Source organism: Dyella kyungheensis, from assembly GCF_016905005.1.
In the GTDB taxonomy this organism is placed as follows: Bacteria; Pseudomonadota; Gammaproteobacteria; order Xanthomonadales; family Rhodanobacteraceae; genus Dyella; species Dyella kyungheensis.
In genome coordinates this window covers 271,680-286,737 of the sequence record NZ_JADIKC010000005.1, presented here as the reverse complement: position 1 = coordinate 286,737, position 15,058 = coordinate 271,680, and the positions used below count along the sequence as shown (strand labels likewise).

Annotated in this window: 15 protein-coding genes and 1 tRNA gene; 6 read left to right on the top strand and 10 right to left on the bottom strand. The window is 63.4% G+C overall.

All coding sequences use genetic code 11. The annotated features are described in order from the left end of the window. Positions 1-24 precede the first annotated feature (24 nt). The 3 genes from pilW to ndk form a co-directional block, all read right to left on the bottom strand. Positions 25-786 carry a type IV pilus biogenesis/stability protein PilW gene (gene pilW, locus ISP20_RS12670; RefSeq protein WP_239535764.1) on the bottom strand — a complete coding sequence of 254 codons (762 nt, stop codon included), beginning with the start codon at positions 784-786 and terminating at the stop codon, positions 25-27. A 28-nt stretch (positions 787-814) separates the two neighbouring features. Then, complete coding sequence (gene rlmN / locus ISP20_RS12665; protein WP_204636450.1) at positions 815-1,951, bottom strand: dual-specificity RNA methyltransferase RlmN; 1,137 nt, start codon at positions 1,949-1,951, stop codon at positions 815-817. A gap of 124 nt (positions 1,952-2,075) precedes the next feature. Further along, positions 2,076-2,501 (bottom strand): nucleoside-diphosphate kinase, encoded by a 426-nt coding sequence (ndk, locus tag ISP20_RS12660; protein ID WP_204636449.1) that lies wholly within the window; start codon positions 2,499-2,501, stop codon positions 2,076-2,078. Positions 2,502-2,736: 235 nt separating this feature from the next. Here ndk and ISP20_RS12655 point away from each other — a divergent pair, with 235 nt between their 5' ends. The 3 genes from ISP20_RS12655 to ISP20_RS12645 all read left to right on the top strand — a co-directional run bounded on the left by ISP20_RS12655 (position 2,737) and on the right by ISP20_RS12645 (position 7,100). Beyond that, the gene (locus ISP20_RS12655) at positions 2,737-3,360 is read left to right on the top strand and encodes a TetR/AcrR family transcriptional regulator (protein WP_204636448.1); all 624 of its coding nucleotides are present in this window, start codon (positions 2,737-2,739) and stop codon (positions 3,358-3,360) included. Positions 3,361-3,433: 73 nt separating this feature from the next. Then, positions 3,434-5,818 carry a 3-hydroxyacyl-CoA dehydrogenase/enoyl-CoA hydratase family protein gene (locus ISP20_RS12650; protein ID WP_204636447.1) on the top strand — a complete coding sequence of 795 codons (2,385 nt, stop codon included), beginning with the start codon at positions 3,434-3,436 and terminating at the stop codon, positions 5,816-5,818. Between the two features lie 73 nt (positions 5,819-5,891). Beyond that, positions 5,892-7,100, top strand: a complete 1,209-nt coding sequence (locus ISP20_RS12645; protein ID WP_204636446.1) for an acetyl-CoA C-acyltransferase — start codon at positions 5,892-5,894, stop codon at positions 7,098-7,100. Between the two features lie 189 nt (positions 7,101-7,289). On the opposite strand, the gene ISP20_RS12640 is transcribed toward ISP20_RS12645, so the two are convergent. Beyond that, positions 7,290-7,673 (bottom strand): DUF202 domain-containing protein, encoded by a 384-nt coding sequence (locus ISP20_RS12640; protein ID WP_204636445.1) that lies wholly within the window; start codon positions 7,671-7,673, stop codon positions 7,290-7,292. Between the two features lie 126 nt (positions 7,674-7,799). Here ISP20_RS12640 and ISP20_RS12635 point away from each other — a divergent pair, with 126 nt between their 5' ends. The 3 genes from ISP20_RS12635 (at position 7,800) to cycA (ending at position 10,622) form a co-directional block, all read left to right on the top strand. After that, the gene (locus ISP20_RS12635; RefSeq protein ID WP_204636444.1) at positions 7,800-8,339 is read left to right on the top strand and encodes a DUF2058 domain-containing protein; all 540 of its coding nucleotides are present in this window, start codon (positions 7,800-7,802) and stop codon (positions 8,337-8,339) included. A 71-nt stretch (positions 8,340-8,410) separates the two neighbouring features. Further along, positions 8,411-9,148 (top strand): 2OG-Fe(II) oxygenase, encoded by a 738-nt coding sequence (locus ISP20_RS12630; protein WP_204636443.1) that lies wholly within the window; start codon positions 8,411-8,413, stop codon positions 9,146-9,148. 61 nt (positions 9,149-9,209) lie between these two features. After that, complete coding sequence (gene cycA, locus ISP20_RS12625) at positions 9,210-10,622, top strand: D-serine/D-alanine/glycine transporter (RefSeq protein ID WP_204636442.1); 1,413 nt, start codon at positions 9,210-9,212, stop codon at positions 10,620-10,622. Positions 10,623-10,656: 34 nt separating this feature from the next. On the opposite strand, the gene ISP20_RS12620 is transcribed toward cycA, so the two are convergent. The 6 genes from ISP20_RS12620 to pgsA form a co-directional block, all read right to left on the bottom strand. Beyond that, a complete protein-coding gene (locus ISP20_RS12620; RefSeq protein ID WP_204636441.1) occupies positions 10,657-12,087 on the bottom strand; it encodes a S41 family peptidase in 1,431 nt (476 codons plus the stop codon). Positions 12,088-12,317: 230 nt separating this feature from the next. Beyond that, entirely contained in the window at positions 12,318-12,905 is a 588-nt protein-coding gene (locus tag ISP20_RS12615) for a hypothetical protein (protein ID WP_204636440.1), read from the bottom strand. After that, positions 12,902-13,411, bottom strand: coding sequence for an RNA polymerase sigma factor (locus tag ISP20_RS12610; protein WP_204636439.1), 510 nt, complete (start codon positions 13,409-13,411; stop codon positions 12,902-12,904). Before ISP20_RS12610 ends, ISP20_RS12615 begins: the two co-directional genes overlap by 4 nt. Before the next feature lie 4 nt (positions 13,412-13,415). Then, on the bottom strand, positions 13,416-14,150 hold the full coding sequence (locus tag ISP20_RS12605; RefSeq protein WP_204636438.1) for a hypothetical protein: 735 nt from the start codon (positions 14,148-14,150) through the stop codon (positions 13,416-13,418). Positions 14,151-14,304: 154 nt separating this feature from the next. Continuing rightward, positions 14,305-14,380, bottom strand: a tRNA-Gly gene (locus ISP20_RS12600). 60 nt (positions 14,381-14,440) lie between these two features. Beyond that, positions 14,441-15,049, bottom strand: a complete 609-nt coding sequence (gene pgsA, locus ISP20_RS12595) for a CDP-diacylglycerol--glycerol-3-phosphate 3-phosphatidyltransferase (protein ID WP_204636437.1) — start codon at positions 15,047-15,049, stop codon at positions 14,441-14,443. Positions 15,050-15,058 lie beyond the last annotated feature (9 nt).

Here is a 15,058-nt window from a genome sequence, read left to right as displayed (position 1 = left end):
CGGCCGAATTTGACTGCTGAGAGGTCATTGGCGTGCGGTTGCGTCGAGGGCGCGAGCCTGCTCCGAGTCCGGGAACTGGCTTTGCAGTCGCCTGCTGTAGTTGAGAGCAGCATCCTTGTTGCCCAACCGTGCTTCGATGTCGTGCCCAAGCTTCAGCGAGGCCGCGGTCGGCTGACCCTGCGCTTCATAGCGCTGGATGAAAGCACGTGCGCGGAACGCATCGTTCTGAAGATAAAGCACATTGGCGAGTTGATACAACGCCCCGCCGTTATTCGGATCGATTGAGATGGCCTTGCGGAAGTCCGTCTCGGCCACCGCCAGGTTCTGGCCCTTGGCCTGGCAGATGCCGGCATTGGTCCAGGCCAGCGAAGGCGTCTGGTAGAACGGGTCGGCCACGGCCTTCTGGAAATAGGCTTGGGATTCGGCCGTCTTGTCCTCGCGGTTGCACAGGAACCAGCCGAGGTTGTTGTTGGTGTCGCCCTTGTCCGGCGCCAGCGAGGCGGCCTTGCGGTAATGCAGCTCGGCGTTGGGCAGGTCGTTGATGCGTTCGTAGATCACCGCGGCCACGGTGTGCGCGGGCACGTAGTTCGGATCGAACTGCAGGGCCTTGTTGATCTTGACCAGCGCGTCTTCCAGATCGCCATTGGCCATGTACTGCTGGGCCAACTCGGTGTGGATGCGCGCGCCATCCTGCTTCTGCTCCGCCTTGGACTGGCGGTTGATCTTGCTGCCCTCGCTCGAGCTGGTCGCCGTTTTGGATACCGGTACGCAGGCAACCATGAGCATGGCCACCCCCACGCTCAACACAATTCGATCAAGCCGCATGACTCGCCCCTTCGTCCAGACGCTTGCGAAATTCGGCCTGGCGACGGGTGCGGTCCAATACCTGCCCTTTGAGCTGGCCACATGCCGCATCGATGTCGTCGCCGCGGGTACGGCGCAACATGGTCAGCACGTTGGCATTGAGCAACTGGGTCTGGAAGGCGCGGATGGTCTCGGCGTCGGAGCGCTCGAAACGCGTGCCAGGAAATGGATTGAACGGAATCAGGTTGACCTTGCACTGGGGCATGCGACGCATCAGCTTGATCAACTGGCGTGCATGCTCGGGCTGGTCGTTGACACCCTTCATCAGGGTGTACTCGAAGGTGATCGAGGTGCGCGGCTTGCGATCGAGCCAGCGCTGGCACGAAGCCATCAGCTCGGCGATCGGATAGCGCTTGTTGAGCGGGACGAGTTCCGTGCGCAGCTCGTCGTTCGCTGCGTGCAGCGACACCGCCAGCGACACGTCGATGGTCTCGGACAACTTGTCGATCATCGGCACCAGGCCGGCGGTGGACAGCGTGACGCGCTTGGACGCCAGGCCGAAGCCGAGGTCGTCGCGCATCAGGCTCATCGCCTTGGTGACGTTGTCGAAGTTCAGCAACGGCTCGCCCATGCCCATCATCACCACGTTGGTGATGCGACGGTTCTGGTGCGTGATGTTGCCGAGGTATTTGGCCGCCACCCACATCTGGCCGATGATTTCGGCAGTGGAAAGGTTGCGGTTGAAGCCCTGCGTCGCGGTGGAGCAGAACTGGCAGTTGAGGCCGCAACCGACCTGCGACGACACGCACAGCGTGCCGCGGGTCGGCTCGGGGATGTACACCGCTTCGACGGCGTTGCCGCCGTCCATGCCGAGCAACCACTTGTGCGTGCCGTCGGCAGCGCCCTTGTCGAACATGGTCTTCGGCGGACCGACATAGCACGACGCTTCGAGCTTGGCCCGAAGCGTCTTGCCGACATCCGTCATGTTTTCGAAGTTGTCTTCCAGGCGGTGGTAGATCCACTTCATCACCTGCTCGGCGCGATACGGCTTCTCGCCCAATTGAGCGAAGAAATCACGCAGCCCCTGTCGATCGAAATCGAGCAGGTTGACCTTGTCGGTGGTGGTGGAATTTGCCTGATCAGTCATCTTGAAATATTGCGGCTCAACGCCGCCCTCTTAATCCTTACGCTATCCAATGGAACGCGGTTTTCGTGAAGAGTGCGGCCATGGATGGCCGCTTCGTGATCTTCGCGCTCATGGATGAGCGCACTTACCTCGAGAACGTTTCTGTGGTCGCGAAGAAGTACGCGATCTCGACGGCAGCCGTTTCGGCAGCGTCGGAACCGTGCACAGCGTTCGCATCGATGGAATCGGCGAAGTCGGCGCGGATCGTGCCCGGCGCAGCGTCCTTCGGATTGGTGGCGCCCATCAGGTCGCGATGCTTGAGGATCGCGTTGTCGCCTTCGAGTGCCTGAATCATCACCGGACCGGAGATCATGAACTCGACCAGCGCGTTGAAGAACGGACGCTCCTTGTGCACCGCATAGAAACCTTCGGCTTCTTTGCGCGACAGGTGCTTCATCTTGGCGGCGACGATTTTCAGGCCGGCCTTTTCGAAGCGTGCATAAATTTCACCGATCACGTTCTTGGCAACGGCGTCGGGCTTGATAATGGAAAGGGTGCGCTCCAGCGCCATGTGGTGTGCTCCGGAAAAACTGGTATTTGAGTGGGCGGGCCGATCGTTATCGGCGAACTTACGCCAAATCCCGACTAGATATGGGGATTTAGCTCACGAAAGTTTGACAGATTCTACCTGATTCGCAAGCCGCGCGCAGGGGATCTCGGCGCCCCTTGAAACGACCGTTTGACGGGCGCAAATCGTCCCGCGTATCCTCAAACGATCGTTTGATTCCTGCCCGGAGTTGCGGACCATGCCAGTTTCCAGTGCTTCCATGCCCACCAAGGAACGCATTCTCGGCGCCGCGGAGGAATTGTTCGCCCGGCACGGCTTCGAAGGCGCCTCGCTGCGCCAGCTCACCGCCGCCGCCGGGGTCAACCTGGCCGCGGTCAATTATCACTTCGGCTCCAAGGATCGGCTGATCGAAGAGGTGTTCCGCCGCCGCCTGGATCAGCTCAACGGCCGCCGCATGGCTGCCCTGCAGAAGATCGCCGGCGACGCCGGCACCACCGTCGAGGACGTGCTGGCCGCCTTCATCGTGCCTGCACTGGAGCTTTCCCACGATGGCAACGGCTCGCTGTTCATGCGCGTGCTGGCCCGCGCGTTCGCCGAGCACGACGACACCCTTCGCAAGTTCCTGTCGGACAACTACGGCCACGTGATGCGCCAGTTCACCGCCGAATTCGCCCGCCTGCTGCCGCAACTGAGCAAGGAAGAGCTGTACTGGCGAGTGGATCTGGTCACCGGCGCGCTCACTCACGCGATGTCGGGTTTCGGCATGATCCAGCGCAAAAGCGACGTGCCCGAAGACCGCCATCGCGAACAGACCGCGCAGCACCTGATCCGCTTCGCCGCCTCCGGCCTGAAGTCCCCCTGATTCCAACCTTCCCTTCGGCCCGCTGCGGCCGACGTCTTTCTCACCACCAGCGTTTCGCATTACGGAGAAGCCAATGACCGCTCCATCCACCCCCAAAGCGCTACGAATCCGCAAGGCTGCGGTACTGGGCGCCGGCGTCATGGGCGCGCAGATCGCCGCGCACCTGAGCAATGCCGGCGTCGAGACCGTGCTGTTCGACCTGCCCGCCAAGGAAGGTCCCAAGAGCGGCATCGCGCTGAAGGCCATCGCCAACCTGCAGAAGCTCTCGCCTGCCCCGCTGGCCGACAAGAACGTCGCCGCCACCATCATCCCGGCCAACTATGACGAGCATCTCGATCATCTGAAGGACGTGGACCTGGTGATCGAAGCGATTGCCGAACGGATGGACTGGAAGCTGGATCTGTACAAGAAGATCGCCACCCATCTGTCGCCGACCGCGGTGATCGCGTCCAACACTTCGGGCCTGTCGATCAACCAGCTGGCCGAAGCGCTGCCAGAAGAGATGCGCCACCGTTTCAGCGGCGTGCACTTCTTCAATCCGCCGCGCTATATGCATCTGGTCGAGCTGATCCCGACCAAACTCACCGACAAGAACGTGCTGGAAGGCCTCGAAGCGTTCCTCACCACCGCGCTCGGCAAGGGCGTGGTGTATGCGAAGGACACGCCGAACTTCATCGGCAACCGCATCGGCGTGTTCTCGATGCTGGCCACCATGCATCACACGCAGCAGTTCGGCCTGGGCTTCGACACGGTCGACGCATTGACCGGTCCGGCCGTGGGCCGTCCCAAGAGTGCGACCTACCGCACCGCCGACGTGGTCGGCCTGGACACCATGGCGCACGTGATCAAGACCATGGCCGATACCTTGGCCGACGATCCGTGGCACGACTACTTCAAGGCGCCGGTGTGGCTGTCCGCGTTGATCGAAAAGGGTGCGCTCGGCCAGAAGACCGGCGCGGGTTTCTATCGCAAGGCCGGCAAGGACATCGTCGTGCTAGACGTGGCCAAGCAGGATTATCGTCCGTCCGAGCAGAAGGCTTCGGATGAAGTCGCTGCGATCCTGGCGATCAAAGACCCCGCCGAGAAGTTCGGCAAGCTGCGCGCGTCGAGCGATCCGCAGGCGCAGTTCCTGTGGGCGACCTTCCGCGATCTGTTCCATTACAGCGCTTATCACCTGGCCGACATCGCTGACACTGCGCGCGACGTCGACTTCGCCATCCGCTGGGGCTACGGCTGGAAGCTCGGTCCGTTCGAGACCTGGCAGGCTGCCGGCTGGCAGCAGGTGGCGGGCTGGATCGCCGAAGACATCGCGGCCGGCAAGGCCATGAGCAAGGCGCCGCTGCCGGCATGGGTCACCGACGGCCGCAACGGCGTGCACGGCAAGGATGGCTCCTGGTCGGCTACCGAAGGCAAGAACAAGCCGCGCTCGCAGCATCCGGTGTACCAGCGCCAGCTGTTCCCCGATCCGATCCTTGGCGAGAAGTTCGACCAGGGCACGACGGTGTGGGAAAACGACGGCGTGCGTCTGTGGACGCTCGGCGACGATGGCGTGGGCATCATCTCGTTCAAGACCAAGATGAACACGGTCAACGACCACGTGCTCGATGGCGTGCAGCAGGCGATCGATGTCGCCGAGCAGCAGCTCAAGGCGGTGGTGATCTGGCAGACCGGCGAGCCGTTCTCGGCCGGCGCCGATTTGAAGGGCGCGCTGGGTCTGCTGCAGGCGGGCAAGTTCGACGACTTCGAGAAGATGGTCGCCAACTTCCAGGCCACCAGCATGCGCATCAAGCATTCGCTGGTGCCGGTGGTGTCGGCCGTGCGCGGTCTCGCCCTCGGCGGCGGCTGCGAATTCCAGATGCATTCGGCGCGCACCGTGGCGGCGCTGGAAAGCTATATCGGTCTGGTCGAGGCCGGCGTGGGCCTGCTGCCGGCCGGTGGCGGCTTGCACGAGCTGGCCATCCGCGCCGCCAAGGCGAACCCGGAAGATCCGTTCGAAGCGCTGAAGAAAGTGTTCGAGACGGTCGCCATGGCGAAGGTCTCCGGCAGCGCGATGGAAGCCAAGCAGTTGGGCCTGCTGCGCGACAGCGACATCGTGGTGTTCAACGCCTACGAACTGCTCTACGTCGCCAAGAAGGTCGCGCTGTCGCTGGCCGAGAGCGGCTGGCGTCCGCCGATGATGGCTCGCAACATCCCGGTCGCCGGCGATGTGGGCACGGCCACCTTCCAGGCGTCGCTCGCCAATCTGGCGGAAGGCTATTTCGCTTCGCCGCATGACGTCGCAATCGCCACGCGCATCGCAGACACGCTGTGCGGCGGCAAGATCGAACGCGGTTCGCAGGTCGACGAGGAGTGGCTGCTGCAGCTGGAACGCAAGCACTTCGTGGAGCTGGCCAAGACCGAGAAGACCCAGGCCCGCATCGCGCACACCATGACCACCGGCAAGCCGCTGCGCAACTAACCAAGCGTCCTTACCTGCGAACAAACTTTGAGTGCGTCGCCGCGAATCACGCGCGACGCCACGGAGCAAAACCATGAGCAAGCAAGTGCAAGACGCCTACATCGTCGCCGCCACCCGCACGCCGGTCGGCAAGGCGCCGCGCGGCGTATTCCGCAACACCCGTCCGGACGACATGCTCGCCCACGTGATCCGCGCCGTGATGGCGCAGGCGCCGGGCATCGATCCGCATCGCATCGAAGACGTGATCGTCGGCTGCGCCATGCCCGAAGCCGAGCAAGGCATGAACGTGGCACGCATCGGCGCCCTGCTCGCCGGCCTGCCGTACACCGTGCCGGGCGTCACCATCAACCGCTTCTGCTCGTCGGGCGTGCAGGCCATCGCCATGGCCGCCGACCGCATCCAGCTCGGTGTGGCCGACCTGATGATCGCGGCCGGCACCGAGAGCATGAGCATGGTGCCGATGATGGGCAACAAGATCGCCATGAATCCGGCCATCTTCGCCAACAAGGAAGATGTCGCCATCGCCTATGGCATGGGCATCACCGCCGAGAAAGTGGCCGAGCAGTGGAAGGTCACGCGCGAGCAGCAGGACGCGTTCGCCGTGGAAAGCCATCGCCGCGCGTTGGCCGCCATCGCCGCCGGCGAATTCAAGGAAGAAATCACGCCGTTCCAGCTCGACGACCATTACCCCGACCTGGCCACGCGCGGCATCAAGACCGACAGCCGCCTGATCGACACCGACGAAGGCCCGCGCTCCGGCACCACGCTGGAAGTGCTGTCGAAGTTGAAGACGGTGTTCCGCAACGACAAGTTCGGCGGCTCGGTGACGGCCGGCAATTCCTCGCAGATGTCCGACGGCGCCGGCGCCCTGCTGATCGCCAGCGAGAAGGCGGTGAAGGAATTCAACCTCACCCCGATCGCGCGCTACGTCGGCTTCTCCGTGGCTGGCGTGAAGCCGGAAGTGATGGGCATCGGTCCGAAGGAAGCGATTCCCAAGGCGCTCAAGCAGGTTGGCCTGACCCAGGACCAGCTGGACTGGATCGAGCTCAACGAAGCGTTTGCCGCTCAGGCACTGGCGGTGATCGGCGATCTCGGCCTCGATCCGGCCAAGGTCAACCCGTTGGGCGGCGCCATTGCGCTCGGCCATCCGCTTGGCGCCACCGGCGCGATCCGCGCCGCCACGCTGATCCACGGCATGCGCCGCCGCAAGCAGAAGTACGGCATGGTGACGATGTGCATCGGCACCGGCATGGGCGCGGCGGGCGTGTTCGAAGCGCTTTGATCGATTGCCTCATGTGGGAAATGAAAGGCGCCGTAGCGATACGGCGCTTTTTTCCGTTCAGCACCAATGCTTTTTTTGCTCGTCATTCCGGCGCAGGCCGGAATCCAGGTGCGATGAATCTGGTTATCGCGACAACCGGCATGCACCGCTGCTGGATTCCGGCCTGCGCCGGAATGACGAGCTGGAGCCTCAACTCAGCGCCGCAATCTGCCTCGCCACATACAGCGTCAAAAAGATCGCCATCAGCACCAACAACACCGCCATGCCGCGCGCCGTCCACGAGTCGCCATACATGGACGAGTCCGCCGCCTCGATCGCCTTGCGATTGCGATAGAAGCGGATTGTGGCACCCACGATCATCAACGCGCCCACCAGCAGCAGCCCCAGGCCCAGCCATTGCGATGCCTGCGTATGCAGGCCTTCGGTCACCTTGGCCGCCGCGCGCGAAGTGAACAGCAGGAAGATGTCGAAGCGCTCGAGCAGGAAGCCGAACGCCATCACCGAGATGGCGGTGCGAACCCAGGCGAGATAAGTGCGCTCGTTGGCCGAATGGTCGGTGAAATGCGGGATCACGGCACATCCTTTGGTGAGGAGCCCTGCCGGGGACCATCATGCCATGGCGCGTCTCACGGGGCCGCAGATCGCCGCGAGCCGGACCCGCGCTACAATCCCAGGTCACGTTTTCCGGACGCTCCACGCATGCGCAATCCCTTGCAGGAACAGTTGCTCAAGGCCGGCCTCGCCAAGAAGGGCAAGGTCGACCAGGTGGCACGCGAACAGGCCAAGCAGCGCCAGGGCAAGCCCGTGGCCACCGAGGCACCCGAGAAGATCGATACCCAGCGCCTGCAGGCCGAACGCGCCGAACGCGATCGCGCCCTGGCTGCCGAGCGCAACGCGCAGGCGCATGCCCGTGAGATCGCCGCGCAGGTGCGCCAGATCATCGAGACCCACAAGGTGAAGCGCGAGGGCGAAATCAGCTACCGCTTCAACGATGGCGACAAGATCCACAGCGTGCTGGTGAACGAGGTGCTGCGCGCGCAGCTGGCCAAGGGCACGCTGGTGATTGCGCGCCAGGGGGACGGCTACGAGCTGTTGCCGCGCGCCGCGGCCGACAAGCTGCGCGAGCGTGATGCCAGCGTCATCGTGCTGGACCACGGCCACGCCGCCGAGGCGAAGCCGGCCAGCGACGACGACGAGTTCTACAGCCAGTTCAAGGTGCCCGACGACCTGGTCTGGTGATTCGCAAGAAACGGAGTGCGGGCGCCATCGCCGTCGGCTAGTTTTCGGGATCCGCCACTCGAGCGCCGGCCATGCACGCACGACTCACCGATTCGCCCAGCCAACCGATCGCCTCGCGCATCGATGCCATCGACTGGCAAATCGCGCTATCGGAGCTGGATGAACGCGGCAGTACGGTGATCCAGGGTCTGCTCGATACCGGGCGGTGCGACCATATCGCCGGCCAATACGCCAACGAATCGCTGTACCGCAGCCGCGTGGTGATGGCGCGCCACAACTTCGGCCGGGGCGAATACAAGTACTTTCGCTATCCCCTACCCGATCCCGTGCAGCCATTGCGCAGCGCGCTCTATCCGCACCTGGCGCCACTGGCCAACCAATGGAACGCCCGCATGGGGATCGAGGTGCAGTATCCCGCCACGCACGAGGCGTTCCTGGCGCGCTGCCACGACGCCGGCCAGACGCGCTCCACGCCGCTCCTGCTCAAGTACGGCCCCGGCGACTACAACTGCCTGCATCAGGATCTTTACGGCGAACACGTGTTTCCGCTGCAGGTGGCGATCCTGCTGTCCGAACCTGGGCGCGACTTCAGCGGCGGCGAGTTCGTGCTCACCGAGCAGCGTCCGCGCATGCAGTCGCGCGTGGAAGTGGTGCCGCTGCGGCAGGGCGACGCGGTGATCTTTGCCGTCAACCAGCGTCCGGTGGCCGGCAGCAGGGGTTCCTACCGGGTGACCATGCGCCACGGCGTGAGCCGCATGCGCCATGGCCAGCGCCATACGCTGGGCATCATCTTCCACGACGCCCAATAGGCATGCAGCGCGACCTCCTTTAGGATGCTCTCTTTCGACCATCGAAAGGATCGTGCCGCCCATGCAAAACCACGAACCGACCGTTGCGAGCGGCCAACCCGAACATCACCTGCAGCGAAACCTGCGCAACCGCCACCTGCAGCTGATCGCCATCGGCGGCGCCATTGGCACCGGCCTGTTCATGGGCTCGGGCAAGACCATCAGTCTCGCCGGTCCATCGGTGATCTTCGCCTACGCGATCATCGGCAGCGTGCTGTTCTTCATGATGCGGGCGATGGGCGAGCTGCTGCTGTCCAACCTGAACTACAAGTCGTTCGTCGACTTCAACTACGACCTGCTCGGCCCCTGGGCGGGTTTCTTCACCGGATGGACCTACTGGTTCTGCTGGGTGGTCACGGGCATCGCGGACATAGCGGCCATCACCGGCTATATCCAGTTCTGGGCGCCGCACGTGCCGCTGTGGCTGCCCGGATCGGCCTGCATTCTCCTGCTGCTGGGCCTCAACTTGCTCACCGTCAAGCTGTTCGGCGAAATGGAGTTCTGGTTTGCGCTGGTGAAGATCATCGCCATCGTGGCGCTGATCGCCGTCGGCATCGTGCTGATCGCCATCGGCTTCACTTCGCCGACCGGCGCCAAGGCGGCGGTGTCCAATCTCTGGGCGAACGGCGGCTGGTTCCCGCACGGCGGTTCAGGATTCATGGCGGCGTTCCAGATCGCCGTGTTCGCCTTCGTCGGCATCGAGCTCGTGGGCACGGCATCGGCCGAGGCGCGCGATCCGGAAAAGACCTTGCCCAAGGCAATCAACTCCATTCCCATCCGCGTGATCATCTTCTACGTGCTCGCCCTGCTGGTGATCATGACAGTCACGCCGTGGAACGAAGTGGCGCCGGATCGCAGCCCGTTCGTGAACCTGTTCATGCTGATCGGCATTCCGATCGCCGCGAGCCTGATCAACTTCGTGGTGCTTACCTCAGCGACGTCCTCCGCCAACAGCGGCATCTACTCGACCGGTCGCATGCTTTACGGTCTTTCGGCCGGCCGCCTCGGCCCCAAGCCGTTCGCCAGACTGAGCAACAACAACGTGCCCGCGAACGGCCTGGCGTATTCGTGTTTCCTGCTCTTCATCGGCGTGTTCCTGCTCTACCAGGAAGGCGACGTCATGAAGGTCTTCACCATCGTCACCACCATCTCCAGCATCTGCTTCATCTTCGTGTGGTCGCTCATCATGATCGCCTACATGCGCTACCGGAAACTGCATCCGGAGCGCCACGCCACCTCGATCTTCAAGATGCCCGGCGGCGTCGCGATGTGCTGGATCGTGCTGGCCTTCTTCGCCTTCGTGCTATGGGTGTTCGCGCAGAAGCAGGACACCCTGCAGGGTCTGATCTACACACCAATCTGGTTCATCTGCCTGGCCCTGTGCTACCCGCTCTATCGCCGGCAGGCGATCGAGCACCGCAAGCAGACGCACTGACACCGGCGTCGCCGACGACCCGACCGTGCTGGCGTCAATTCACGACGCCAGCGCGATCCGCGGCCGCCAGTTCCATCGCCCTCTCCAGCAGGGGATCGCGCAAGGCCCGGTAGTCGGCGTAGCGGTACTCCACGCGAACGTCTGGTTCGAAGCTGGCGATATGCGTGGGGTAAAAGGCCATGATCCAGTAACAACCCGGCTCAGCGCGACACGGGCGGCGATAGTCGTGCAAGCCGGTGGCGTAGCCAATGCGCAGCTTCGAGTTGGGAAGCACCATGCTGCCACCCTCGGCCCATAGACGCAGGCGATCACCCACGGGCTCGCCGATCACGGTCACCTTGCCGCCGCCGTGTTCCTTCAGCAATGCCACGCCGACGTTGCCTGCGGAAAAGGTCCAGGCGCTGGTAAGCACGTAAACGTGCTGCACCGTATCCGCCAACCGCGGAAGGTTCTTCATCAGGTTGGCCGTCGTGGTGAAATCGCCACCTCGATCCAGGCGCAGGTCGAGCACGATGGCGCGCGGCTTGTGCGACGTGATCTCCCGCTTCACGAGGGCGACAAACGGCGCAATGGGATGCCCCTTCTCGTCCTGGTTGCTTTTGAACTGCACGTAGTAGACGCCGCTATGCGCATCGTAGGTCGACCTGAAAGGATTGCCGTAGTCGCGAAGAAACAACGGCAGCTCGGCGTCGGCGGTCAACGGCGATGTCCAGCCTGGAGCTTCGCCATCGACAGGATCAGGCGACAGATAGGCATCGGAGAACACGCGCGGCTCGTCCGGGTTGGCCGGATCGGCCAGCACGACCTGCTCGGCCTCTGAGCCATCGGCAAGGCGCACACGAAGCAGGATGCGATCGGCCTGGGTTGCCTGCCCCGCAGCATGCAGCAGCTCGGGAGACTCCAGAAAGAGCGGCGACGCGGACTGGTCGTAATGATTCCGCGGCCCGCCGGTGTACGCATACATCCGGTTGGCGACTTCGTCGACCGGCACACCGTCGATGGCCAGCACCTTGGCTCCCAGCAGCGGCGCGCACGCCTCTTGCGCGCGTAGCACGAAATAGCCGTCCGAAAAACGATAGAAGCGGCACGGCAGTCGATTATGCCTGCGCGACAGCGGCCCCCTGGACACCGACGAGTGAGCGTTATCGGCCAGCGCCACGATGCGCGCAATGGCCAGGTCAAACTGCGCGGGAGTCAGCGTGCCGGCTTTGGCCGACTGATTGGCCAACATCTGTTCCGCTTCCTTGCGCGCTGCCGGCGTATAAGCCTTGTCCAGCTCGAGGTAATGCTTGAAGTGCTCGAAATCCTGCTTCTGCGCACTCGCCAGGTCGTTGGGCGGCGGAAAGTCCGCCACCGGTGCGTCGGGATAGAAGGTTCGGTTGAAAACGTAAAACAGCGCGCCGCCCGCAACCACCAATACGAGCAAGACAACGGAAATCCATTTTCCAAGACGCAAAATACCCATGGAGGTTCCAGGCGAAGTGAGGCTGCGCCATGGTTGGCGGAGGTTTACGACTGAGCCGAGGTGATGGCGATCCGGCGTGACGCGTCGAACGCCAGCAAACTATGGTCGTTCGGCGCGGGCGTTGTATGAGCCGAACGTCATGTTCTTGCGATTGCCTGGTACCCATGGCGCGGCCGCGAAGCGACAGTCGCCGGTACAAAGGCTCTTGCGGGCGGATGCGCGGACAAATCTCAGGTCGGATCGGGTCTCAGCAGTTCTCCTATTCGCGCAATACGCGCGCGCTGCCGCCGGATGTACCAGAGGCAGAAGACGATGATCGCCAGGATCAACGGGCCGTTGACCGCGCACTGGAGCACAAGGGTCCATTTGAGTTTCGGATCGGCCTGCCAACGGGAAGGCTCCAACTCCGGCACGCTGACCAGCACGGTCAGCACGACCCACACCGCGGTGCTCCAGAGATTGATCCTGGCCAGACGCACACCCGCCGCAGCACGCTGAAGCGACAGCTGCAGCAAGCTGCGCACGTCATCGCCCGAAGCCTGCCAGGTGCCGCGGCGCACATGCAGATACAGCCATTGAAGGACGAGCATGAACACGAGGGTGGCGATACTCCAGACTTGCCAACGCCCCGTCGTGATGCTCATGAACCTCAGGCACTGCGCGCATGCAACTGCCGACATCAGCAGCTCCAACGCCACGATGACGCGCATGCGCCAGCGTTTGCGAGACGCGGCCCGGGCGAGTTGGGACACATCCACGGCCGGCTGATCGCGCCATAGCTCGCCCCACTCGGACCAGTCGTTGCCCTGCCCGCTCATGCGTCTTCTCCCAGTACGGATTTCAATGCGGCTTTTGCACGGTTGAGGCGCACGCCGACGCTGTTGGCGGTGATGCCAAGCGCATCGGCGATCTCCGCGTGGCTGAACCCCTCCAGGGCCAGGGTCACGGCCTGCCGCTGGGACAGCGGCAGGCGCCTCACCGCGTCCTGCAGGCGCACGCGCCGTTCTTCGAGTTCCGCGTGGCCATCAGGGCCGTGCCGCGGCTCTATCCAGTCATCGCTCAGCGCACCGCCCAGGGGGCTGCGCATCTGTCCGACCACGTGAGTCGCGCCGCGGTTGTGCGCCACGCGTGCAACGAAGGCGCGCAGCGGCGCTTCCCCTCGCCAGTTCGGCAAGGCGCGCCATAAAGCGAGCGCCATGTCCTGCAGCAGATCGTCACGCAACGCCGGATCGGCCTCGTAGCTCGCGGCGATGCGCGAGAGCAATCCAGCGTGCCGTCGCAGAACATCGTCAAAGCTTCTGTCTTGCCCGTCATCGCGAGTCATCGGATCACGACTTGTCCGCGGTCCGGCCCAGGTCCGTCCAGATCACGTACCAGCATGCCGTCATCCACGGCAGCAATGGCAGGAGCAACAGAAGTCCGAACGGCACCAGCAGCATGCCAGCGGTGAGCAACAGCTGGATTCCTGCATACATTGAAAACGCGGCAGGCGACCGAAGCATAGTCGTCAGGCTTCGCTGCATGGCCTGCCAAGGCGTGGCGTTGCGAAACATCACGAACATCGGCGCCAGACCCAGCCCGATGGCAACAGGCACGCCTGGCAAGATGAGCAGGCAACTGAAAGTGCGATTCGCGAACTCGGGATGCGCCGCTACATGGCCCAGCAGGATGGCATCCACGGCCGGCCAGCCGTAGATGGCTGCCACCCCCAGTTGCTGCAGACCAAACACCAGCGGACCGCACAGCAACGCCAGTCCCAGCGCACGCCAGCGATAGCTGTGCTGCCAGAGGCGCAACGGGCTGCTCCAACGCAGTCTGCCGGACGAAACGGCATCCACCAGTCCCTGAAGGACACCGATACTCAACAACAGCGGAAAGACCTTGGACAAGGCCACGCCTACGAGCGGGACAAGCTGCAGCAGCGCCTCCAGCACCATGGGGGCAAGACTGAGCAAAAACAGGCGTAGCGGATAGCGTCGCCACAACCGCAGCCCTTCCAGGCACCAAGAGGCGACCCTGCGTACCGGGACGGTGTCGGTGGAACGTTCGAGCACGGCTACCATCGGACGATCTCCTTTCGTGAGCAGATTCGTCAGAAGAGTCCCTCGGCGCATCGAAAACCTTACATGCTTCGCGCGCCTTTCCGTTCGGCCATAAAAAAAGCGACCACGAGGGTCGCTTTCTTGTGTGGATTGCGATGCTTCAATCCACCGAATCTGGAGCGGGAAACGAGACTCGAACTCGCGACCCCGACCTTGGCAAGGTCGTGCTCTACCAACTGAGCTATTCCCGCATCGGAGTCGCGCATTGTAATGGCTAATCCGCGGCCGTCAAGCACCTGTCACAAAGAAACCTAGTCGTCGTTGCGGGGCAAGGCGTGGCCCGAACCGTCGCCCTTCAGGCTGGGCCAGGCGGCGCGCAGGTAATACAGCCCCGACCAGATGGTGAGGATGCCGGCGATCACCAGCAGTCCCTCACCGATGTGATACAGGCGCAGGGCCTCGGCGTCCTTCTCGTGCTGCACGATCAGCACGATCAGCGCCACCATCTGCATGGCGGTCTTGAGCTTGCCGATGAACGCCACCTTGATGGTGGCGCGCATGCCGATCTCGGCCATCCATTCGCGCAAGGCGGAGACGCTGATCTCACGCCCCACGATGATGGCTGCGGTGATCGCCATCAGGATGCCCGGCCAGCCGCCGCGATGGGTTTCCACCAGCAGGAACAGCGTCACTGCCACCATCAGCTTGTCGGCCACCGGGTCGAGGAAGGCACCGAAGGCCGAGGTGAGATTCATGCGCCGGGCGAGATAGCCGTCCAGCCAGTCGGTGACGGCCGCCAGCGCGAACACGATGGCTGCCGTGATGTTGTGCCCCGGAAACTGCCAATAGAACACCACCACCATGACCGGCAACAGCAGTACGCGGAACAGGGTCAGCCAGGTGGGCAGGTTGATGTGCATAGATCCTTT